Origin of the sequence: Hoeflea sp. Naph1 (assembly GCF_046837775.1) — a bacterium.
Lineage (GTDB): Bacteria > Pseudomonadota > Alphaproteobacteria > Rhizobiales > Rhizobiaceae > Hoeflea.
Window position 1 is genome coordinate 1178339 of sequence record NZ_CP177286.1, and the last position, 21105, is coordinate 1199443.

Genomic DNA, 21105 nt, shown 5'->3' on the forward strand with positions numbered 1-21105 from the left:
AAGGGCGATTCCGACCCCGCCTTGGCAGGGGCGGTGGGTGGCCGCTATGAAGGCACCCTGATTGCCCGCGATCTGGTCAAGGCCTATAAATCCCGGCGGGTGGTTGATGGCGTGTCGCTTGGTGTTCGCCGCGGCGAAGCTGTCGGCCTGCTTGGCCCCAACGGCGCCGGCAAGACCACCTGCTTCTACATGATCACCGGGCTGGTACCGGTTGATTCCGGCACGATTGAAATCGACGGCAACGATGTCTCCACCCTGCCAATGTACCGTCGCGCCAGGCTTGGCGTCGGTTACCTGCCGCAGGAGGCATCGATTTTCCGAGGTCTCAGTGTCGAGGCAAATATTCGCGCGGTTCTCGAAGTAGTCGAAAAGGACCGCGACAAGCGTGAAGACAAGCTCGACAATCTGCTGTCGGAATTTCACATCTCGCATTTGCGCAAGGCGGCCTCGATTTCACTGTCGGGCGGCGAACGGCGGCGGCTTGAGATCGCCCGCGCGCTGGCGTCGGATCCGACCTTCATGTTGCTTGATGAGCCCTTCGCCGGCGTCGACCCGATCGCCGTTTCCGATATCCAGGACCTGGTCCGGCATCTTACCCGGCGCGGCATCGGAGTCCTGATCACCGATCACAATGTCCGCGAGACGCTCGGGCTGATCGACCGCGCCTACATCATGAATGCGGGCGTTTTGCTGACCCACGGCCGGCCGGCGGAAATTGTCGCCAACGCTGATGTCCGCAGGCTCTATCTGGGCGAGCAATTCTCGTTGTAGGCAGCAGGCCTTTGGTTCTGGGCGAGCGACACAGGGGCTTGCGCGTGCCCTCCGGCTGAGGCGCTGGCCGGTTGTTCTGACGACCGGGAACGCTGCGCCCTTTACCTTGTCGGAAGGCCGCACTTGACCCCAAACGAATAAAAAGCAATTTTCGGGCCAATTGGGCTGGGCAGTGTCATTAAGGACGCGCTCAAGCCGGAGAGGGCGGGCAGCGAGAACGTTGCCGTCGTCCCGGAACCGCCCGAGCGGGAGTGTTGCGTCGTTATGGCCTTGTCTGCCGGTCTTCATTTGCGTCAAAGCCAATCGTTGGTAATGACACCGCAACTGATGCAGTCGATCCGGCTGCTGCAGTTCAGCCATGTCGAGCTGACCCGCTTCATCGAGCAGGAAGTCGAGCGCAATCCGTTGCTTGAACTGGTCGCGCAGGACGCGGATGGGAACGAGTCCGCAGCTTCGTCTGACTCCGAACCCGCCCGTGCGGCCTCCACCGATGGAGACGCCGATGGCCGTACAGATTCAGGTGCCGATGAGACCACCTATGAGGGCGGCGAAGACGGAACCTGGGAAGACCATTCTGGTAAGGCCAGCGAGCGGCTCCGTGACGAAATCGACGTGCGCTACGAGAATGTATTCCCCGACGATCACGCCGCAGAAAGTACCGCCGCGCCGGCATTTGCCGACAACTGGAAATCGATGCCCGGCAGCGACCGTACCCAATCCGGCGAAGGCTACGATCTTGATGATTTCGCGGCCCGGACGCCGACCTTGCGCGATCACGTCACCGAACAGATCGCCTTTGCTTTTGTCGATCCGGCAGATCGGCTGATTGCCATTGAGATCGCTGACCGTCTGGATCCGGCCGGCTATGTGCCGGCCGACCTGACCGAAGCAGTCGAGCGGTTGGGCGCAGATCCGGCCCGGGTCGAGCAGGTGCTGGCCCAGCTTCAGGAATTCGAGCCCGCCGGGTTGTTTGCACGCTCGCTGTCGGAATCGCTGGCGCTGCAACTGCGCCGCAAGGACCGGCTCGACCCGGCAATGGCGGTGCTGGTGGATAACCTCGAATTGCTCGCCCGCCGTGATTTTGCCAGCCTGACCAGGCTGTGCGGCGTCGACGAAGAGGATTTGCTCGAGATGTTGGCGGAAATCCGCGCGCTAGACCCCAAGCCCGGAACCCGGTTCGAGACAGGCGCCAGCGAGATGATCGTGCCTGATGTTTCCGTCCGGCCCGCATCCGATGGCGGCTGGCAGGTCGAACTCAACCCCGATACCTTGCCGCGAGTGCTGGTCAACCAGACCTATTTTGCCACGGTCACCGGCAAGATGCAGAAGAACGCAGCCGGCCAGGAGTTTCTGTCTGAGTGTCTGCAGACAGCCAACTGGCTCGCGCGCTCGCTTGATCAGCGCGCTCGAACGATCATGAAGGTGGCGAGCGAGATCGTCCGCCAGCAGGACGCGTTTCTGCTCAACGGGGTCGATCATTTGCGGCCGCTCAACCTCAAGGCGGTGGCCGACGCCATCGGCATGCATGAATCGACGGTGAGCCGGGTTACGTCGAACAAGTACATGCTCACCCCGCGCGGTGTTTTCGAGCTCAAGTATTTCTTCACGGTGTCGATAGCCTCTGCCGAGGCCGGCGGCGACGCCCATTCCGCCGAATCGGTGCGTCACCGCATCAAGGTGCTGGTTGAGCAGGAAGAGCCTGCCGCAGTGCTTTCCGATGATGACCTGGTAGGATTGCTCAAGCAGTCGGGCGTGGAGATCGCTCGTCGCACCGTGGCCAAGTACCGCGAGGCGATGGCTATTCCGTCTTCTGTCCAGCGCCGGCGCGAAAAACGCGCCCGGGCACGCGCCGCAGCGCTTTGAGGGCCTAAGAGCAATAGCTTGAAAATGCACCTGAATTCCCCAGAAGCCGGGCCGCGCTTGACACTGTGTGCGGTGCGGCGTAGAAGCCGCCCCGCATCGGACGGACAAAGAGTGGCCGTCTGCCAGCCCGGATAAGTCAAGTGAAAAATTGCTTGGAGCAGGGCAAATGACCGCCGTCTGGCGCTTGGATGAGCGCGACGCATGGCCTAGACTGAAACCCCCAAGTGGCAACAAGAAGGGACAATCCATGAGCGTGCGAGTGTCAGGAAAACATATGGAAATCGGCGAGTCCTTCAGGACCCGGATCGAAGACCATGTCACGGGTGCCGTCCGGAAATATTATGATGGCGGCTTTTCCAGCCAGGTCATTGTGGAAAAGTCCGGTTCAAGGTTTCAGGCGGATTGCAAGATTCACCTCGACACCGGTGTGGTGCTGCACGCCACCGGCGAAGCACAGGAACCGCAGCCGGCGTTTGATGCCGCCGCCGAGCGGGTAGAAAAGCGCCTGCGTCGCTACAAGCGGCGTCTCAAGGACCATTATGCCAATGCCCAGCAGAACCAGGCGCAGCTTCATTATGCAGTTGTGGATTCCTCCGGCGACGATGCCGAGGAAGTGCCTGAAGATTACTCCCCGGCGATCATCGCCGAAAGCACCAAGCAGCTTGTAACCATGAGCGTGGCTGATGCGGTGATGGCGCTTGATATGACAGACGATCGGATCTTGATGTTCCGCAATGCGGGCAACGATGCCCTCAATGTGGTCTATCGCCGCAATGACGGCAATATCGGATGGGTTGACGCTGGCGGCGTTAAATCCTGACCGTTATGGCTGTTACAAAGCAGACCATTGGCAGCGCGGAGTTTGAACTTCGCGCCGCCGGTGGTTTTCGCAGAGCCAACCACGAGGCCCGGAAAGCGGGCTTGAAACGAGGATTTTGATATGGCGCTTGCTGATCTGATTGCGCAGAACTCCGTACTGCCCGCGCTCAAGGCAAACTCCAAAAAACAGCTGTTGCAGGAATTGGCGGCCAAAGCCTCGGAAGTCACAGGACTTCCCGAGCGCGAGGTGTTTGACGTCATTCTGCAGCGCGAACGTCTCGGTTCCACCGGTGTTGGCAATGGCATTGCCATCCCTCACGGCAAACTGCCGACGCTGGATCATATTGTCGGCGTGTTTGCCCGGCTCGACCAGCCGGTCGATTTCGAAGCGCTGGACGACCAGCCGGTTGATCTGGTCTTCCTGCTGCTGGCGCCCGAAGGTGCCGGCGCCGACCACCTCAAGGCACTGTCACGGATCGCCCGGGTGATGCGCGACAGTGACATGGTCGCCAAGCTGCGTGCCACCGACAACGCAGCCTCGCTATACGCCTTCCTGACGGAAGAGCGGGCCTCCAACGCCGCCTGAGCGGAATTTCACCAGTTTTTTTCGTGCTGTTGCATCCGGGGCGCCATAGCCCCGGTCGTTGCCGCGGATCAGTGCAGGCTGACGGTTTTCAACTCGTCTTCGGCGGCGCGATAAAACGTGCTCGAACGGTTGTCGGTGAGCAGAATCGGCGTGCCGTCGGCGCCAAACAGCGCCCAGAGCTCAAGTCCCGGGTCAAGCTGCGGGGCCTCGGGGAACCGGGCCGTAACGTCTTCCGAGTTCATCTTGCGGATGTAGCCGACTTTCCCGGCGCCGAGCAGCGCCAGATCCTGGGTAGATAATTGGGATTTTCCTGATTTGGCAATCATAATAATTTCCTCCTGTTCGTGGCAGGAAATGTCCTGTTGGATCGAACCATGATGTTCAGTCTCGAACCGAAATGTTAATTTTTCGAACCATGCGTTCTGGCTCGGGGCGGATCAGGTCTACCGATAGCAGGCCGTTCTTGAGCTCTGCGCTGGTCACCTGCATGCCCTCGGCAAGCACGAACATGCGTTGAAACTGCCGTGCGGCAATGCCCCGGTGCAGATATTCGCGCCCATCGGCATCGGATTGGCGGCCGCGAATGACAAGTTGATTTTCTTCGGTGGTGACGTCGAGATCTTCCTCGCGGAAGCCGGCGACAGCCAGCGTGATCCTCAGCCGTTCGACCTTGGTGCCGTCCGAAGAGGCGCGAATTCGTTCGATGTTGTAGGGCGGATAACCCTCTGACCCCTTGGCGATGCGCTCCAGGGTCTTCTCCATTGTATCAAAGCCCAGCAGCAGCGGGCTTGAAAAAGGCGTCATGCGTGACATGGCTTGTCCTCGTTCTCAAGCGACAGGCGCCGGACCCGCATTCGGCATCCGGCTTGCCCTCAATATGGGAACTTGATTGCCGCAACGCAAGAACCTACCCACGCGGGGTGCGCGGACCAAGGCGACGGCAGCGGTTTCGGGCCACCGCCATGCCATATATGAGGCAATAATCCGCACTCCTGGACATTCTGACGGGTCCTTTAGAGTATGACGTGCTTTATCATCTGCCAAAATCGAATCGCATCACCTCAGGGAGCCGCCATGTCGCCGCGCAAGATCATCATCGACACCGATCCCGGACAGGATGACGCCGCGGCGATCATGCTGGCGCTGGCAAGTTCTGAACTCGAGGTTGTGGGCATTACAGCCGTCGCCGGCAATGTGCCCCTGGCCCGCACCGCGCTTAATGCGCGGATCATCTTGGAGATCTGCGGCCGCGCGGACGTCCCGGTCTTTGCCGGCGCCGAGGCGCCGCTCAAGCGCAAGCTGGTGACTGCTGAACATGTGCACGGCAAGACCGGGCTTGATGGCGTCGAGCTGTTCGACCCGGCCCAGCCGCTGGCGTCCGGGCATGCAGTTGATTTCATCATCGAAACGCTGCGCACCGAACCGGAAAAGAGCGTAACCCTCTGCGCGCTGGGGCCGCTCACCAATATTGCCATGGCTTTTGCCCGTGCTCCTGACATCGCAGCTCGGGCGCGCCAAATCGTGCTGATGGGTGGCGGCTATTTCGAGGGCGGCAACATCACCCCTTCGGCCGAATTCAACATCTATGTCGATCCCGAAGCTGCTGCCGCCGTCTTTGGCGCCGGCGTGTCGATCACCATGATGCCGCTCGATGTCACCCACAAGGTGCTGACCACCCGGGTGCGGGTTGCCAGGCTCAGGGCCAATGGCAACCGCGCCTCACGTGTCATGGCCGACATGCTGGAGTTTTACGAGCGCTTCGACGAGCGCAAATATGGCACCGATGGCGGCCCGCTTCATGATCCGACAGTGATTGCCTGGCTGATCGACCCGGAAATGTTTTCGGGCCGCCACTGCAATGTCGAGATCGAGACCGGATCGGAACTGACCTTGGGCGCCACGGTGGTTGACTGGTGGAATGTCACCGACCGGCCCGACAATGCTTTTGTTGCAGGCGATGTCGACTCCGACCGCTTTTTCGATCTGCTGATCGAGCGCCTCGCCCGGCTTTAAAGCCGGGCCGTGACGTCGCTTGCCAACGGGATCGACGGCTGCGCGCCGGGCTTCAGGCAAGCCAGCGCGCCAGCTACTGCGGCGCGGCGGATGGCTGCGGCAAAGTCCATGCCGGCGTCGAGCCCTTGCGCCAGATAGCCGCAGAATGTGTCGCCCGCGCCAACCGTGTCGACCGGCTTGATTTTGAGTGAAGCCACATGCTCGATTGCGCCGTCTCGGGCCCCGAGGACGCCATCGCCACCCAGCGTGATGATCATGCACTGACCGGTGGCCTTGTGCAGCGCCTCAAGTTCCGCTCTTGCTGCATCAAGCGTTTCCGCCGGTCGGCCCGACAGCCGGGCAAACTCGGTCTCGTTGGCGATGACAATATCGGCAAGTGGCGCCAGCCGCTCGACCGCGTCGGTCAACGGGGCGATGTTGAGAATGCTCTTGATACCGCCCGCGCGCGCAGCCACCAGCGCCGCTTCTATTGCCGCTTGAGGGATTTCCATCTGCAGCAGCAGCGTGTCACCCTCTGCCATGCGCGCCACCGCCTGCTCGGCATCCTCTACCGTGACATGGCCGTTGGCGCCGGGGATGATGACGATCATGTTTTCGCCGTCGCCACCGACCAGGATCATCGCCGTGCCAGTGGGCCCCTCGATGCGGCGAACTGAACTCAGATCAGCGCCAGCCTCGTCAAGCAAGGCGAGCGCCTCGGCGGCAAAGCCATCATCGCCAACCGCCCCGGTCATCTTGACCTGAGCACCGGCGCGTTGTGCGGCCAGCGCCTGGTTGGCACCCTTGCCGCCTTGTGCTGTGGAGAAATCCGTCCCGCTGACGGTTTCGCCCGGTTCGGGCAGACGCGGCGTGGTGGCGATCAGGTCCATGTTGACGGATCCGATGACGGTGATCATGGCGGTTTCCCCCTAGCTTGGTGACTTAACCCGGAAAGGATTGCGCACCGACATTGGTCAGGGCGCCGGCGTCCGGCTGCTTGACCAGGCACAAGGTGCTTTCGTGGCCCTGGATGTAGCAGACCATCGGATAATCAGCGGTGCGCAAGGTCTCGTAAACGTCTCGTGAGACACCTTCCTCGACATAGAACGGGAATTCGCCGGCATCAGGCATGTCCACCCCTTCGGGCCATTCCGGCAATCGGCTGGAACTGGGATTGTCGGCGTAATCGCCAAGCCAGTCACCCAGGGCAATACCCATCGAATCCGCGTCCTCAATGCCATCAAACCCGAATAGGTCTGTGCTGGCGTGAGAAGCGCTCCAGACGACTTCGTCAACGCCGTTGCGCACCACAAGATCAATACTGGCGGCATCGCAGGGGCCGCTGGTTCGCGCTGACGCGACGAGGTCACCCAGCCAGGTCTGTTCCATCGAGACTTCGCACGCTGCGGCCACGGCTGAGGTGGAGGCTGCCAGGGAGAGGCCGAGGGCAGCAGCGAGCATCAGGCCGCCGCTGATCGTTTTGGAAAATGTCGGCAGTAGTGCAGCAGACCGGGATTGAACAGGCATGATATTCCTCTCCGTGCGAACCGTCCGTTCGGACAGTTCGGGGTGCCTCAAATCACACGAGACGCAGAGACCGCGCAACGGAAATCTGTTGTTTCCGGGCAGGCCGCGCCAGAAGACGCCAATTGACGCCGCGGCATTTGAGGTTTTGAAAGCTATTCATCCTCGTCGACAACGCGGAGTTTTAGCGTTGTGGAGCGGGGCTCGAATTTCGGGTTTTGCTGGGTGGTGGGCGCGCTTTCCTGAGCCGGACGGGTGGCAGCTGCTGGTTTGGCGTCATCGGCAATCTGGGCGAACTCGAGCGCCTCGATCTTGGCGCCGCGCTTGCTGAGCTTGTCCGACGAAGTCAGGATCAAATCCACATCTTTCTGCGCCATGGAAAAATGCGCCTGCAGTTTCCGGGTCCGGTCATCAAGCCGCGACAGGTCCTCCATCAACCGCAGCACTTCCCCCTGGATCAGATGCGCCTGTTCGCGCATCCGCGCGTCTTTCAGCAACGCCTGGATCACCTGGATCGACAGCATCAGCAGCGACGGCGAGACGATCACCACCCGCGCGCGCTGTGCCTTGTGCACGATGGCCTCGAAATTCTCGTGGATCTCGGCAAAGATCGATTCCGACGGCACGAACAGAAATGCCGTGTCCTGGGTTTCGCCGGCGAGCAGATATTTTTCCGAGATGTCGCGGATATGGACCTCGATATCGCGGCGGAAGCGCTGTTGTGCAGTCTGGGCGGCCTGCTCGCCGCTGCCTTCGGTTTCCGCCGCGCGCATGGCGTTCCATGCTTCCAGCGGGAATTTGGCGTCGATGACAAGATCCGGTGCGTCATTCGGCATGGCGATGGTGCAATCGGGCCGCATGCCGTTCGACAGGGTCGGCTGAAAGCTGAACGCGCCCATCGGCAACCCGTCCTGGATGATGGTTTCCATCCGCGACTGCCCGAAGGCGCCACGGGTCTGCTTGTTGGACAGGATCGCCTGAAGCCCAACCACATCGCGTGCCAGCGACTGGATGTTGGCCTGTGCGGTATCAATCACCGCCAGCCGCTCCTGCAATTTGCTCAGGTTTTCGTGGGTGGTGCGGGTCTGATCGGTCAGCGTGGTGCCGATGCGCTGGGTCATGCCATCGAGGCGCTGGCCGATCGACTGGTTGAGTTCGGCCTGGCGTGCGCCGAACAATTCGGCCATCGTCCCCATTCGGCCCTGCATTTCCGATTGTGCCTTGAGGATTTCCGCAAGCCGCGCATCGGCCTGGGCGGTGCGCGCAGCGGCAGCCGCGTCAGCTTGCGCGCGCAGCCGGTTGGCACGGGTAAGCGCCAGTGCGAGCCAGCCAAAAAGCAGCAGCAATGCAACGGCAAGGCCGAGTAGCGCCTGCCCGAGCGTCACTGCGGAGCCGCCAAGGTCAAAAAGCCGGGTCGAAAACACGTCGGTGGAGCTATCCATGTCGATGACCTAGCTGATTCTGGCCCAAATGTCAGATCAAAACAGGAACAAGTAGGTCCAGCGGCGATTCAAACTGCCGTGAGCTGCGATTGACGAGACGCCTGTCAGTGACTATTTCAGCGTCATGACCATCAAGCCGATCATCTATTTGCCCGATCCGATCCTGCGCCAGCAAAGCCTGCCGGTGGAACGCGTCGATTCCGAGCTCAAAGGCTTCGTCGAGGATATGCTCGAGACCATGTATGAAGCGCCGGGCATTGGCCTCGCTGCCATTCAGGTCGGGGTGCCGCGGCGGCTGCTGGTAATCGACATCGCCGGCAAGGATGAAGACCCCAATCCGCAGGTGTTCATCAATCCCGAACTCGTCGCCACCGGCGAAGACACCAGTGTCTATGAGGAAGGCTGCCTGTCGATCCCGGATTACTACGCCGATGTCGAGCGGCCCGCATCGGTTACCGTCAAACATCTCGACCGCGATGGCAAACTGCAGACGACCGAGGCCGACGGCCTGCTCGCCACCTGCCTGCAGCACGAGATTGATCACCTCAACGGCGTGTTGTTCATCGACCATATTTCCAAACTTAAGCGCGACATGGTGGTGCGCAAGTTCACCAAGCTCGCCAAAACCCGGGTGACCGCCTGATCTCATTCGGGGGTCGGTTCGGAAACACCCGCGACTTCGACGGACTTGACCTGAGGCTGTAAAACCCGTTTGAACACGGGCGTTGAACACCCTGATAACCGGACGGGCCAATTGCCGATGCGCATCATTTTCATGGGGACGCCCGCTTACGCCGTACCGACGCTGGAAGCGCTTGCCGCGGCAGGACACGAGATCGTTGCGGTCTATTCGCAACCGCCCCGCCCGGCAGGCCGCCGTGGCCTTGATGTGTTGCCCTCGCCGGTGCACGCCGCCGCCGAGCGGCTCGGCATTCCGGTATTTACTCCCAAAAGCCTGAAGGGCGAGGCGGAGCAGCAAGCCTTTGATGCGCTTGACGCCGATGCAGCGGTGGTTGTCGCCTACGGGCTGCTCTTGCCCAAGGCCATTCTCGATGCGCCGCGGCTAGGGGCCTGGAATGGTCACGCCTCGCTGTTGCCTCGCTGGCGCGGCGCAGCGCCGATCCAGCGGGCTATCATGGCCGGCGACAGCGAGACCGGCGTCATGATCATGAAAATGGACGAAGGCCTCGACACCGGCCCGGTGGCGTTGGCAGAAACCATCGCTATTGCCCCCGACATGACCACCGGTGAGTTGCACGACCGGCTCGCCGAAATCACCGCGCGGCTGATGTGCGAGGCAATGCAGCGGCTGGAAACCACCGGCCTGCCGGTTAAGCCCCAGTCCGAGACCGGCGTCAGCTACGCCGCCAAGATCAACAAGGCCGAAACCCGGGTTGATTTCAACCGGCCGGCGCAGGACGTGCACAACCATGTCCGCGGTCTGGCGCCAGCGCCGGGGGCCTGGTTCGAACTCGACGTCGGCGGTCGTGTCGAACGGGTCAAGCTGCTGGCAACCGAGGTTGTTGCCACGCCACTGAAGGACCCTGCGTCGGCGCCAGTGCCGGGAACGGTGCTTGATGACCGGTTGCTGGTCGCCTGCAGCGACGGCGCCGTGCGGCTGTTGAGCCTGCAGAAAGCCGGCGGCAAGCAACTGGCGATCGACGATTTTCTGCGCGGCACCTCGGTTGCGCCCGGCACGACGATCGGCTGATGCGCTACCGGCTCGACATCGAATATGACGGCTCCGGCTATGTCGGCTGGCAGCGTCAGGACGAGCACCCGTCGGTGCAGCAGGCAATTGAAACCGCCATTAAGGGCTTTAGCGGCGAGAGCGTCAGCGTCAAAGGCGCAGGACGCACCGATGCCGGCGTTCATGCTCTCGGCCAGGTCGCTCATGTCGACCTCGACAAACAATGGCCGGCGGACACGGTCCGCGACGCCATCAACGCGCATCTGCAGATGGCCCGCGAGCGCGTCGCCATTCTCGTTGCGAGCCCCGTTGCCGATGGGTTCGATGCCCGTTTCTCAGCCCTCCGCCGCCATTATGTCTACCGCATCCTCTGCCGCCGCGCCCCGCTGGTGCTGGAGAAGAACCGCGCCGCCTGGTCGACCAAGCCACTGAACGTTGCGGCCATGCACGAAGCCGCCCAACGGCTGGTCGGTCGGCATGATTTCACCACCTTCCGCTCGGTTCAGTGTCAGGCCAATTCGCCGGTGCGCACGCTGGACCGGCTCGATGTGGTTTCCGGTGCTGCCGATGGGCTGGTCGAGATTCACGCCACCGCGCGCAGCTTCCTGCACAACCAGATCCGTTCCTTTGCCGGCACCTTGCGGCTGGTTGGCGAAGGCAAGTGGACAGCCGACGACGTCGAGGCGGCGCTGGCCGCCCGCTCCCGCAAGGCCTGCGGCCCGGTGGCTGCCCCCGGCGGGCTGTATTTCAAGCAGGTCGATTACTAAAATCGGGTTGCTTCAAGAATACTCCGCGTGCTCCCGCAACAGTGGTGGAGTGGGGCGCTATTCGCCCGGGTTGAATTTGACGGTTCCGGATTAACCCGAAGGTAACCCAATAGGCAGAAAACTGGCGATGCCAGAAGCTGCGTCCCGTCGCGGTGTGCATGAAGCCTGTTCTGGCCGTTCCCGTCCTCCGGGGACATGTCGGTGAGACCATTTCGCATTCAGGACCGCTCATGCTTATTTCGCGCAAACTGCCGCTGGCCGCAGCTGTGATGACAATTGTCTCCATCGGCGTCGCCAGTGTTGCTTCTCTCCAGATTGCCTCCGGTGCGCTGAGTGCCAAGACGGACGAGATCCTGGTTGCCATCGCCGATGGCCGACGAAATCAGGTGCAGACTTATCTGGCCAGTGTCGAGCAGGACTTGCTTGCGACCTCGCAGAACAACCTGCTGCGCATCGCGCTGGAGGGGTTCAAGTTTGACTGGGGGTTTTTGGGTGATGGCGTTACCGAAAAACTCCAGAAGCGCTACATCACCGACAATCCGCATCCAGCAGGTGAGCGCCAGAAGCTCGATACCGCCGCCGTCAGCTCCTACGATCAGACCCATGAGTGGTACCATCCCCAATTCCGCGACATGGTCGAAAGCCGCGGTTGGGAAGATCTCTACATTGTCGACACGAACGGCAACATCATCTACTCGGTCAACAAGAACGCGGATTTTGCTACCAATCTGAAATCCGGTCCGTTGAAGGATGCCGGGCCCGGCAAGGTGTTTGCCGGCATTGTCGAAGCCAACCAGCCGGACAAGACCGTCTTTGCCGACTACGCGCCCTATGCGGCTGCCGAATCCGGATCGGCGGCCTTCATGGGCCATGCGCTAAAATCTGACGCAGGCATAGTTGGTGTCGTCATGATCCGCATGCCCACCGGCAAGGTCGCCGAAATCATGGCCAACACCACCGGCCTGGGCGAAACCGGCGAGACGGTTCTGCTCAATGCTGCTGGCGTCATGGTCATTGATTCTGCGAAAACCCCCGAAAGCGATGTGCTTGTCGCCGAGGTGGCCCCAGCTATGGTCGCCGACATCAACGGTACCGAGGTGATCTCCGGCACCTTTGACGGTTATCGCGACATCCACGCTGATATCGCTCTTGCCCAGATCGATTTCGAAGGCGCCAACTGGGTGGTGGCGGCCGTGCAAGACAGTGCCGAATCCGGTGCTGCGATGGTGACCATGCGTAACACCATCCTGGCGCTGTCGCTGGCCTTGCTGATCGCTGCACTGGCTCTTTCTGTCTGGTTCTCTCGGACCCTGACCCGGCCGATCGACCAGATTGTCGGCGCCATGCGCCGGCTCGCCGAGGGTGACACCTCGATCGAGATTTCCGGCGAACATCGCAACGACGAGATCGGCGAAATGGCGCGTTCGGTGGCGGTGTTCCGCGATGCGGCGGTCGAAAAAGTCAGCCTTGAGGCCCAGGCCGATGAAAGCCGAGTGCTCAGTGAACGCGAACGCCACGAGCGTGAGCAGGCCAAGGCCGAAGAAAGCCAGCAGATGCAGCAGGCGGTTGATGCGCTGGCCGGCGGTCTGCAGCGCCTGTCTGAAGGCGATCTGTCAGTCCGTCTACAAACCCCGTTCATGCAGAGCCTTGACCGTTTGCGGCTCGATTTCAACGCTTCGGTGGAAAAGCTCAACAGCACACTCTCCGAAGTCAGCGACAATATTCTCGAGATCAATGGCGACACCGGCGAATTGCGGGCAGCGGCCGATGATCTGTCACGCCGGACCGAACAGCAGGCGGCCTCACTGGAGCAGACCTCCGCGGCACTCGATGAAATCACGGCCACCGTCAAGAGCTCGTCTGCGCGCGCCGACGAGGCCACCGACAAGGTCAGCCAGGCCAAGCAGTCGACCGACCAGTCAAGCAAGGTCGTGGCCGATGCCGTCGACGCCATGGGCCGTATCGAGGTCGCCTCTGGCGAAATCTCGAAGATCATCAGCGTCATCGACGAGATCGCCTTCCAGACCAACCTGCTGGCGCTCAATGCCGGGGTTGAGGCGGCGCGTGCCGGCGAAGCAGGCAAGGGCTTTGCCGTGGTTGCCCAGGAAGTGCGCGAACTGGCCCAACGCTCGGCAACGGCTGCCAAGGACATCAAGAACCTGATCAGCAAGTCTGGTGAAGAGGTGACCACCGGTGTCGCGCTGGTCCGCCAGACTGGCGAGGCGCTCGCCCTGATCGCCCAGCATGTCAGCGACATCAACGAGCAGATCAATTCGATCGCCACGGCGGCGCGCGAACAGTCGACCGGGTTGACGGAAATCAACTCGGCGGTCAATCAGATGGACCAGGTTACCCAGCAAAATGCGGCCATGGTGGAACAGACCACGGCGGTCACCCATCGGCTTTCGAATGGGGCCGCAGCGCTGGATGGCTTGGTTGGTCAGTTCAGGCTCACCGGCGCCGGCGGCACTGGGGCAGGTGCAACTGGCGGCGTTGCTGCCGCTGCACCCGCCAGACAGGCAAGCCAGAAACTGTCCGCCGGAAATCTGGCGGCCCAAAAGCCGAGCGCGGCTGATGCGGGCTCGCGCCCGGTTGCATCACCCGCGCGAAACATGGTCAATTCGGTCGCCCGAGCCTTCGGGGCCGGTTCGACCGCCAAGGCAACTGCAGCGTCACAGGACGACTGGGAGGAATTTTGATGCACGGAACTGAGAATATTGCGGCTGAAGCTGACAGTCTGAGAATCATATCGTTTCATCTGGGCGCGCAGGTATTCTGCGTCAACATCATGTCGGTTCGCGAAATTCGCGGCTGGGCGCCGGCGACGACACTACCGCATACCCCGCCGCATGTGCTGGGCGTCATCAACCTGCGCGGTTCGGTGATTCCGGTGATCGACATGGCGATCCGTCTCGGCCTGCCGCCGATCAAGCCGACCGAGCGTTCGGCGATCATCGTCACCGCCATCGCCGGCAAACTGGTCGGCCTGCTGGTCGAGAACGTGTCTGACATGATCACCGTCAGTACCGCCGAGTTGCAGCCGGCTCCCGACGTGCTGCCCGCAGCCGAACGGGCGCTGACCAAGGCGATCATTCCGGTCGACACGCAGATGATCTGCTATCTCGATCTCGACGCACTGTTCTCCGACACCGAAGAACTGGCGGCCTGACCAACCAAGGCCCGAAGCTGCATATCCGGCCCCGGGAAACCGGGGCCAGTCTGACCGTGGCACACGCGCTTGATCAAAATGTTGAACTGATCCGGTCATTGCTTGTTCAGACGAACGCGCAACGCCTCAGCCGCCCAGTGTGGTGAAGGCCAGTTCGGAAATGGTCAATCCGGTCATCACCATCATCAGCGTGATGAACACCGAGATCAGCATGTCGCCGTCAAGGCAGCCGCGGATCACCCGGAAATAGAGCCCGATCACCGCCACATAGGCAATCAGTGATGCCATGGCACTGACCGCATCGGGAACCGGCGCGAGATAGCGCAGTGCGGCGGGGAAGAAGCCCACATAGGCCGAAAACAGCCCGTACCAGTTGTTGACCACCACCAGCCGTGCAAACTTGTCGCCAAGTCCGAACACTTGCGTTACCGCCAGCAGCAGGATCGGCGGGATCAGCCATGCCGCCAGGTCGAAGCCACCGGAAACCAGGAAAAATCCCAGCGTTTCGGCAGCACCCTCGGGACGGGTCTCGGGCACCGCGCGCCAGACGCCGGTCCACAGGAAGCATTGCACCGGCCAGGTCCAGACGAAGGCGCCGAACGAGCGCCAGAAACCGTCCGGCGTGGTGTCGAACAGCTTCAGGCCTTCCGGTCGCTTGAGCATCAGGTAGAACAGCCCGGCCAGCGCACTACCGGCTTCATGTCGCGACGGGATCAGCGCCCAGGCCAAGTTCAGCCCGCCTTGGCGCTGTCGAACCAGCGCTCGAGAAACACTTCATAGATTGCCGTCAGGCCTTCAAGGTCTGTCAGCGCGACCCGCTCATCGACCATGTGCATGGTCTTGCCGACCAGCCCGAACTCGACCACCGGGCAGTAATTCTTGATGAAGCGAGCGTCCGAAGTTCCGCCGGTGGTCGACAGCGTCGAGTTGCGCCCAGTCGCCTCCAACACCGCTGCCGACAGCGTTTCGATCAGCGCCGTATCCCTTGTCACGAACGAGGGGGAGGGGCGTTCGCTGAGCGTGACGCTGTAGCGAACCGGGTCGCGCCCCTCGCGAAGCCCGTTCTCTTTTGCGGCGCGTTCGAGCCGCGCGTTCAGTTCCGCGGTCAGGCTTTCGGCGGTCCAGATGTCGTTGAAGCGAATGTTGAAACGCGCCGTGGCCCGCGCCGGGATCACGTTGGACGAGGGGTTGCCGGTGTCGATTGCGGTGACTTCCAGATTGGAAGGTGGAAACCGCTCGTTGCCGGCATCGAGTGGCGGCTGCATCAGCGCCTTCGCCAGTGTCAGTATCCCGCGCAGCGGATTGTCAGCGAGGTGCGGGTAGGCGACGTGGCCTTGCACCCCCTCCACCGTCAGCACTCCCGACAACGAGCCACGACGGCCGATCTTGATCATGTCGCCCAGCTGCTCGGGGTTGGTCGGCTCACCCACCAGCGCTGCATCCCAGCGCTCGCCTTTGGCCGCCGCATGCGCGAGAAGCTTTTCGGTGCCGTTTATGCCCGGGCCTTCCTCGTCGCCGGTGATCAGCAGCGAAACGCTTCCCGCGGGCGCACCACGGCGGGTCATAAGTCGGGCCAGCGCCGAAACGAAGCAGGCGATGCCGCCCTTCATGTCGACGGCGCCGCGGCCATACATCTCGCCGTCGATGATCTGTGCAGCGAACGGATCCTGGGTCCATGCCCCGGCGTCGCCGACCGGCACCACATCGGTATGGCCGGCAAACATCAGATGCGGCCCATCAGTGCCAAGCCGCGAATAGAGGTTGTCGACATCGGGCGTGTCACTGTCGGAGAAGGTCACCCGTTCATTGGTAAAGCCGAGGTCAGCGAGCATCGCGGAAAGCGTTGTCAGCGCGCCGCCTTCGTCTGGCGTGACGGACGGACAGCGGATCAGGGCGGCGAGCGTGTGGGCGGGATCAGTAAGCGTCATGATCTCGTGATTAGACGATTGGCCTGAGCCTGTCGACTGTCCAACGATCTGAAAACACGGAACGCGGTACCCTGCCTCGTCCGGCGCAGGAGCATGGCTGTCAAACCCTCCACCAGCGACAACAACATGACGATCGGCGCGGCGCGGATAGTGGCGGATTGTGCCTTGGTGCGGGCTCGGCCTACCCGCACCGCCGACACCGTTCATGGCGCTGCTGTCACCATCATTGTCGCGCTCCGCGTCAACGCCCCGTACCGTTTAGTTCCTGTTCGCGGCAGCGGCTCTAGCATGCGGGTATTATTGATCTATCGTCTTGGAATCGCCTTGCAGGCCGATATCCGAAACGCTGTTTCGTCCCGAGCCCGTCTCTATTCTCCCTCTCAGATTGTTCAGGTCGCGCTGCGTAGTCCCCCAGTTGGCACTGAAGAACCAGGTTCCACCTTGCAGTTGCGGATTGATCGCCGGAACCGCCGCAAGTCCTGCGTTCATGTGACCAAATGTCGTGCCCGCAGTGAACTCCACCCAAAAATCGTTCATCTCACTTCCTCCCTTGCATGGTTGAATTCCCTCACGACATTATCATTAGTTGTAAATAATATATCAATAAACTAAAGGTTGCATAATGGTCACGACAGCGGGCTCTGCCCTTGGGTGCGGCCCTATTCGCAAATTGTTGGAGGCGTGGGCTATTGGTGAGACTGGCGAAGGTCGGCGGAACCTACCGAGATGAGATCAACAGCAACGGCATTTGCGGTTGATCGGCATTGTCTCATGGTTTTGGCAGGCGTTTCAGTAGCCAGGCCGATCCGGGCACGGCCCATGGTCATTGGGGCCTTTCACCGAGGGCCAGACCATGATCGCGATCAGCATCAGCAGCGACGCTGCCGGAATCAACAGCACGGCGACCAGAATGCCCGGCAACCCGGCATCATGCAGCCGCTTGATCGACATTACCGCAATGGACCAGACCGAAGCCGCAATTGTCAGCAGAAATCCCAGCCCGGCGGCGGCCAGCGCCGACGTGTCGTCGCCAGCCGAAACTGCGGCCGATACCGGCACCGCAAACACCGCCGTCCAGAACAGCAGCGCCCAGGCGTAGGTTTGGCGCGACAGCCGGCCAGACGCGCTGAACAACAGCCAGCGCATGCCGGGTCGGGGGAGCGCCGCCATCGCTGCAGTCAGTCCCTGAGCAACTCGTTGATGCCGGTTTTCGACCGGGTCTTGGCATCCACTGTCTTGACGATCACGGCGCAGTAGAGATTGGGGGCCGCCGCGCCATTGCCCATGGTGCCAGATGACGGCATCGTGCCCGCCACCACCACCGAATAGGGCGGCACTTCGCCAAAACTGATCTCGCCGGTCGCCCGGTTGACGATGCGGGTCGACTTGCCGATGAACACGCCCATGCCGAGCACCGAGCCTTCACGCACGATGCAGCCTTCGACCACTTCCGAGCGGGCACCAATGAAGCAATTGTCCTCGATAATGGTGGGACCTGCCTGCAACGGTTCCAGAACGCCGCCGATGCCGACGCCGCCGGACAGGTGCACGTTCTTGCCTATCTGGGCGCAGGAGCCGACAGTTGCCCAGCCATCAACCATCGAACCCTCGTCGACATAGGCGCCGAGATTGACGAAGGATGGCATCAGCACGACATTCTTGCCGATAAAGGCACCGCGCCGGACAATCGAGCCAGGCACCGCGCGGAAGCCCGAGCGTTCAAACTCGTTGGCGGTCCAGCCTTCGAATTTGGAGGGAACCTTGTCCCACCAGACCGCGTCGCCGGGGCCACCCTTGATGACTTCCATTGGGTTGAGACGAAACGACAGCAGCACTGCTTTCTTGAGCCATTGATTGACCGTCCAGGCGCCATCTTCGCCGCGCTCGGCGACCCGCGCTTCGCCACGGTCAAGCAGGTTGAGCGCCTGGTCGACGGCGTCGCGTACCTCGCCGCGGGTGGCAGTGGAGATGTTGTCACGCTCGTCGAAAGCGGTTTCGATGGTGGAGGCAAGTGCTGCCAGGTCATGCTTCATCGTGGCGATTCCTTAAGGTTCAACGTCTAGAGTTGACAAAACAAAGCGCAGGGCGCCGGACCGCCTTCGCCGTTGCACATCTCCTAAGCGAGGTGGCACGCGGGGTCAATTCCGGCACCGGCGCCATGGACAAAATAGGGACATGCAAATGAGCGCCAAACGCACCAATCAGGTTTGGGACCCGCTAGCCGACAGCGGTGAAGACAAGCGCCGGGCCGACCGGCAACCGAAGACCCCGCAGACCACCTCCCCGTCCTACCGGCTGGCCTATGCGGACGAGGATTTTCTCTGCCGCGAGGATCTCCGGCCGGTTCGGCTGCAACTGGAATTGCTCAAGCCAGAGGTGATCCTTGGCGAAGCCGGGATCAAGTCGACGGTGGTCATGTTTGGCGGCGCCCGCATTCCCGAGCCGGGTACCGAGCCATGGGCTGCCAAGAACGAGACCCAAGCCAAGAACCTTACCGCCGCGTCGCGTTATTATGACGAGGCCCGCGCCTTTGCGCGGCTGTGCTCGACCCAGTCGCTGGCCTGCGACGGGCAGGAATATGTCATTGTCACCGGCGGTGGCCCCGGGGTGATGGAGGCTGGCAACCGTGGCGCCCACGATGTTGGTGCCGCCTCGATCGGCCTCAACATCGTGTTGCCGCACGAGCAGGCGCCCAATATCTATGTGACGCCCGAATTCAGCCTGAACTTTCACTATTTTGCCATTCGCAAGATGCATTTTCTGGTCCGTGCCAAGGCGGTCACGATCTTCCCGGGCGGCTTCGGCACGCTCGATGAAATGTTTGAATCGCTGACACTGATCCAGACCGGCCGCATGGAACCGGTGCCGTTCATCCTGTTCGGGTCGGAATTCTGGAGCTCGATCGTCGATTTTCAGGCACTGGCCGATTTCGGCACTATTTCGCCCGAGGATCTCAAGCTGTTCAGCATTGTCGATACTGCCGAAGAGGCCTGGGGGCTGATTGCCGCTCATTATGGCCTGCCGTTGGCGCCATAAAAATCAGGCCGGACGCGAGGTCCGGCCTGATCTTGTTCAGTTGAATGAGGCGATTTAGTTTTTGCCGGCGCGCTTGCCGTAGAAGTCGGTGATGTCGATCTTGTTGTCGCCATTGCGGTCGAAACGTTCGAACATCTTCGAGTCCATTGCGGCAAATTCTTCGGCGCTGATTTCACCATTCTTGTCGGTGTCGAGGCGCTCGAGGCTGGGTCCGCCATGACGACCTTCGCCGCGCTTGCCATCATGCTTGCCGGCGTGGCGACCTTCACCATCGCGCTTGCCATGGTGCTTGCCCATCTTCTGGTCCTTGTCACCACCACGTTCGGCACGACGCTCATCCCGGGCCTTTTCGCGTTCAGCCTTGTGCATCTCGCCAAATGCGGCGATCTCCTGTTCGCTCAGCGTGCCGGATTTGTCGGTGTCGGCGCTTTCGAACATGGCGGTGCGGTGCGCGGCAATCTCGTCGAGCATGACGGTGCCGTCCTTGTTGGCGTCAAACCGCTCCATCATGCGTTCGATGCGCGGGCCGCGATGACCTTCGCCCTGCTGTGCGGCCATGGCCGGAACGGCGACAGAAGCGACAAGGGCCGCGGCGATGGTGGCGAGAAGTATATTTTTCATGGGGTAACCTTTCCTTGGGGGGGCAGAACTGTTTGCCTCCCCAATGTGGTGCCTGCCGGACACCGCCACCACTTAAAGCCCTGTAATGTAGATTAAATATCGGAAAGGTAAGTGCCGAATCCGTTATGCCACAACGTTCTGCCGGCTCCGGTCAGTCAGTAATTGCCTTCAGGAACGACGCCAGATCATCTGTGACATGATGGATATGCGCGCCGTCCTTGCCCTCATGCTCCCAGACTTCGTCGAGTACCACATCGAGATTGCTGGGAACGATCAACACCGTGCGCATGCCCAGTTGATGCGGCGCCAGCAGATTGCGCGGCAAATCCTCGAACATCGCCGCCTGCTCTTTGCGGACCCCGTGCTTGTCCAGGAACCGTCCATAGGTCTCCAGCGCCGGCTTGGGCATGAAATCGGCTGCGATGATGTCGAATATGTCGTCGAAATGATCGAGGATCCCCAGCGCCCGCGCCGTGCGTTCGGCATGCGGGGTGTCGCCATTGGTGAAGATGAACTTGCGCCCGGGCAGCGCCTTGATCGCAGCACCCAGCGCCGGGTCCGGTCTCACCCAAGAATAATCGATGTCGTGGACCTTTTCCAGAAAGTCGTTGGGATCGACCCCGTGGTTGAGCATCAACCCTTGCAGCGTCGTGCCGTGATCGCGGTAGTATTTTTTCTGGATGCCGCGCGCCGCGTCATGGTCCAGCCCCAGCAATTGCCGCACATACTCGGTCATCTTCCTGTCGATCTGCGAAAACAGGTCGATGCTGCGCGGGTACAGCGTATTATCAAGGTCAAACACCCAATCGCTCACATGGGCAAAAGCGGTGGGTTCGGGGGGCAGGTTCTTGTCGGTCATTGAAGTGTTATGGCACGCTCGCCCAGGAAGGAAAGGGC

The 21105-nt window shown here is 61.4% G+C and carries 23 protein-coding genes; 11 read left to right on the top strand and 12 right to left on the bottom strand.

Features of this window, described 5'->3' with window-relative positions; translation table 11 throughout:
* The first annotated feature begins 21 nt into the window (after positions 1–21).
* The 4 genes from lptB to ptsN all read left to right on the top strand — a co-directional run bounded on the left by lptB (position 22) and on the right by ptsN (position 4039).
* A complete protein-coding gene (gene lptB, locus ACK6D9_RS05565) occupies positions 22–771 on the top strand; it encodes an LPS export ABC transporter ATP-binding protein (protein WP_412051742.1) in 750 nt (249 codons plus the stop codon).
* A 264-nt stretch (positions 772–1035) separates the two neighbouring features.
* On the top strand, positions 1036–2634 hold the full coding sequence (rpoN, locus tag ACK6D9_RS05570) for an RNA polymerase factor sigma-54 (protein ID WP_322990517.1): 1599 nt from the start codon (positions 1036–1038) through the stop codon (positions 2632–2634).
* Positions 2635–2881: 247 nt separating this feature from the next.
* Positions 2882–3454: a ribosome hibernation-promoting factor, HPF/YfiA family gene (gene hpf, locus ACK6D9_RS05575; RefSeq protein WP_322990518.1), complete on the top strand. Its 573-nt coding sequence runs from the start codon at positions 2882–2884 to the stop codon at positions 3452–3454.
* A 120-nt stretch (positions 3455–3574) separates the two neighbouring features.
* Positions 3575–4039, top strand: coding sequence for a PTS IIA-like nitrogen regulatory protein PtsN (gene ptsN, locus ACK6D9_RS05580; protein WP_322990519.1), 465 nt, complete (start codon positions 3575–3577; stop codon positions 4037–4039).
* A gap of 68 nt (positions 4040–4107) precedes the next feature.
* Here the strand turns inward: ptsN and ACK6D9_RS05585 are convergent, their stop codons facing one another.
* Both ACK6D9_RS05585 and ACK6D9_RS05590 read right to left on the bottom strand, forming a co-directional pair.
* A complete protein-coding gene (locus ACK6D9_RS05585; RefSeq protein ID WP_412050946.1) occupies positions 4108–4365 on the bottom strand; it encodes a DUF1150 family protein in 258 nt (85 codons plus the stop codon).
* 55 nt (positions 4366–4420) lie between these two features.
* Entirely contained in the window at positions 4421–4852 is a 432-nt protein-coding gene (locus ACK6D9_RS05590) for an Hsp20 family protein (protein WP_267655022.1), read from the bottom strand.
* A 261-nt stretch (positions 4853–5113) separates the two neighbouring features.
* Between ACK6D9_RS05590 and ACK6D9_RS05595 the strand changes: the two genes are divergently transcribed.
* Positions 5114–6052, top strand: a complete 939-nt coding sequence (locus ACK6D9_RS05595; protein ID WP_412050947.1) for a nucleoside hydrolase — start codon at positions 5114–5116, stop codon at positions 6050–6052.
* On the opposite strand, the gene ACK6D9_RS05600 is transcribed toward ACK6D9_RS05595, so the two are convergent.
* The 3 genes from ACK6D9_RS05600 to ACK6D9_RS05610 all read right to left on the bottom strand — a co-directional run bounded on the left by ACK6D9_RS05600 (position 6049) and on the right by ACK6D9_RS05610 (position 8997).
* Positions 6049–6948, bottom strand: coding sequence for a ribokinase (locus tag ACK6D9_RS05600; protein WP_412050948.1), 900 nt, complete (start codon positions 6946–6948; stop codon positions 6049–6051). The two genes, ACK6D9_RS05595 and ACK6D9_RS05600, sit on opposite strands and share 4 nt — an antisense overlap.
* Before the next feature lie 25 nt (positions 6949–6973).
* On the bottom strand, positions 6974–7558 hold the full coding sequence (locus ACK6D9_RS05605; RefSeq protein WP_412050949.1) for a hypothetical protein: 585 nt from the start codon (positions 7556–7558) through the stop codon (positions 6974–6976).
* 152 nt (positions 7559–7710) lie between these two features.
* The gene (locus tag ACK6D9_RS05610) at positions 7711–8997 is read right to left on the bottom strand and encodes a DNA recombination protein RmuC (protein ID WP_412050950.1); all 1287 of its coding nucleotides are present in this window, start codon (positions 8995–8997) and stop codon (positions 7711–7713) included.
* A 124-nt stretch (positions 8998–9121) separates the two neighbouring features.
* On the opposite strand from ACK6D9_RS05610, the gene def reads away from it, so the two are divergent.
* The 5 genes from def to ACK6D9_RS05635 all read left to right on the top strand — a co-directional run bounded on the left by def (position 9122) and on the right by ACK6D9_RS05635 (position 14623).
* A complete protein-coding gene (def, locus tag ACK6D9_RS05615) occupies positions 9122–9640 on the top strand; it encodes a peptide deformylase (RefSeq protein ID WP_322990102.1) in 519 nt (172 codons plus the stop codon).
* A 117-nt stretch (positions 9641–9757) separates the two neighbouring features.
* Positions 9758–10708 carry a methionyl-tRNA formyltransferase gene (gene fmt / locus ACK6D9_RS05620; RefSeq protein WP_322990103.1) on the top strand — a complete coding sequence of 317 codons (951 nt, stop codon included), beginning with the start codon at positions 9758–9760 and terminating at the stop codon, positions 10706–10708.
* Complete coding sequence (truA, locus tag ACK6D9_RS05625) at positions 10705–11454, top strand: tRNA pseudouridine(38-40) synthase TruA (protein ID WP_412051743.1); 750 nt, start codon at positions 10705–10707, stop codon at positions 11452–11454. The genes fmt and truA overlap by 4 nt, the downstream gene beginning before the upstream one ends.
* Positions 11455–11684: 230 nt before the next feature.
* Positions 11685–14153 (top strand): methyl-accepting chemotaxis protein, encoded by a 2469-nt coding sequence (locus ACK6D9_RS05630; RefSeq protein ID WP_412050951.1) that lies wholly within the window; start codon positions 11685–11687, stop codon positions 14151–14153.
* Positions 14153–14623, top strand: coding sequence for a chemotaxis protein CheW (locus ACK6D9_RS05635; protein WP_322988250.1), 471 nt, complete (start codon positions 14153–14155; stop codon positions 14621–14623). Before ACK6D9_RS05630 ends, ACK6D9_RS05635 begins: the two co-directional genes overlap by 1 nt.
* Before the next feature lie 126 nt (positions 14624–14749).
* On the opposite strand, the gene ACK6D9_RS05640 is transcribed toward ACK6D9_RS05635, so the two are convergent.
* The 5 genes from ACK6D9_RS05640 to dapD form a co-directional block, all read right to left on the bottom strand.
* Positions 14750–15352, bottom strand: coding sequence for a hypothetical protein (locus tag ACK6D9_RS05640; RefSeq protein ID WP_322988251.1), 603 nt, complete (start codon positions 15350–15352; stop codon positions 14750–14752).
* Positions 15353–15354: 2 nt separating this feature from the next.
* Entirely contained in the window at positions 15355–16551 is a 1197-nt protein-coding gene (gene dapE / locus ACK6D9_RS05645; protein WP_412050952.1) for a succinyl-diaminopimelate desuccinylase, read from the bottom strand.
* Positions 16552–16848: 297 nt separating this feature from the next.
* Positions 16849–17088 (bottom strand): hypothetical protein, encoded by a 240-nt coding sequence (locus ACK6D9_RS05650; RefSeq protein WP_412050953.1) that lies wholly within the window; start codon positions 17086–17088, stop codon positions 16849–16851.
* A 252-nt stretch (positions 17089–17340) separates the two neighbouring features.
* Positions 17341–17721: a DUF805 domain-containing protein gene (locus ACK6D9_RS05655; protein WP_412050954.1), complete on the bottom strand. Its 381-nt coding sequence runs from the start codon at positions 17719–17721 to the stop codon at positions 17341–17343.
* Positions 17722–17729: 8 nt separating this feature from the next.
* Complete coding sequence (dapD, locus tag ACK6D9_RS05660; protein ID WP_412050955.1) at positions 17730–18584, bottom strand: 2,3,4,5-tetrahydropyridine-2,6-dicarboxylate N-succinyltransferase; 855 nt, start codon at positions 18582–18584, stop codon at positions 17730–17732.
* A gap of 148 nt (positions 18585–18732) precedes the next feature.
* Between dapD and ACK6D9_RS05665 the strand changes: the two genes are divergently transcribed.
* On the top strand, positions 18733–19587 hold the full coding sequence (locus tag ACK6D9_RS05665; RefSeq protein ID WP_412050956.1) for an LOG family protein: 855 nt from the start codon (positions 18733–18735) through the stop codon (positions 19585–19587).
* 54 nt (positions 19588–19641) lie between these two features.
* Here the strand turns inward: ACK6D9_RS05665 and ACK6D9_RS05670 are convergent, their stop codons facing one another.
* Both ACK6D9_RS05670 and ACK6D9_RS05675 read right to left on the bottom strand, forming a co-directional pair.
* Positions 19642–20208 (bottom strand): hypothetical protein, encoded by a 567-nt coding sequence (locus tag ACK6D9_RS05670; protein WP_322988257.1) that lies wholly within the window; start codon positions 20206–20208, stop codon positions 19642–19644.
* Positions 20209–20359: 151 nt separating this feature from the next.
* On the bottom strand, positions 20360–21067 hold the full coding sequence (locus ACK6D9_RS05675; protein WP_412050957.1) for a pyrimidine 5'-nucleotidase: 708 nt from the start codon (positions 21065–21067) through the stop codon (positions 20360–20362).
* Positions 21068–21105 lie beyond the last annotated feature (38 nt).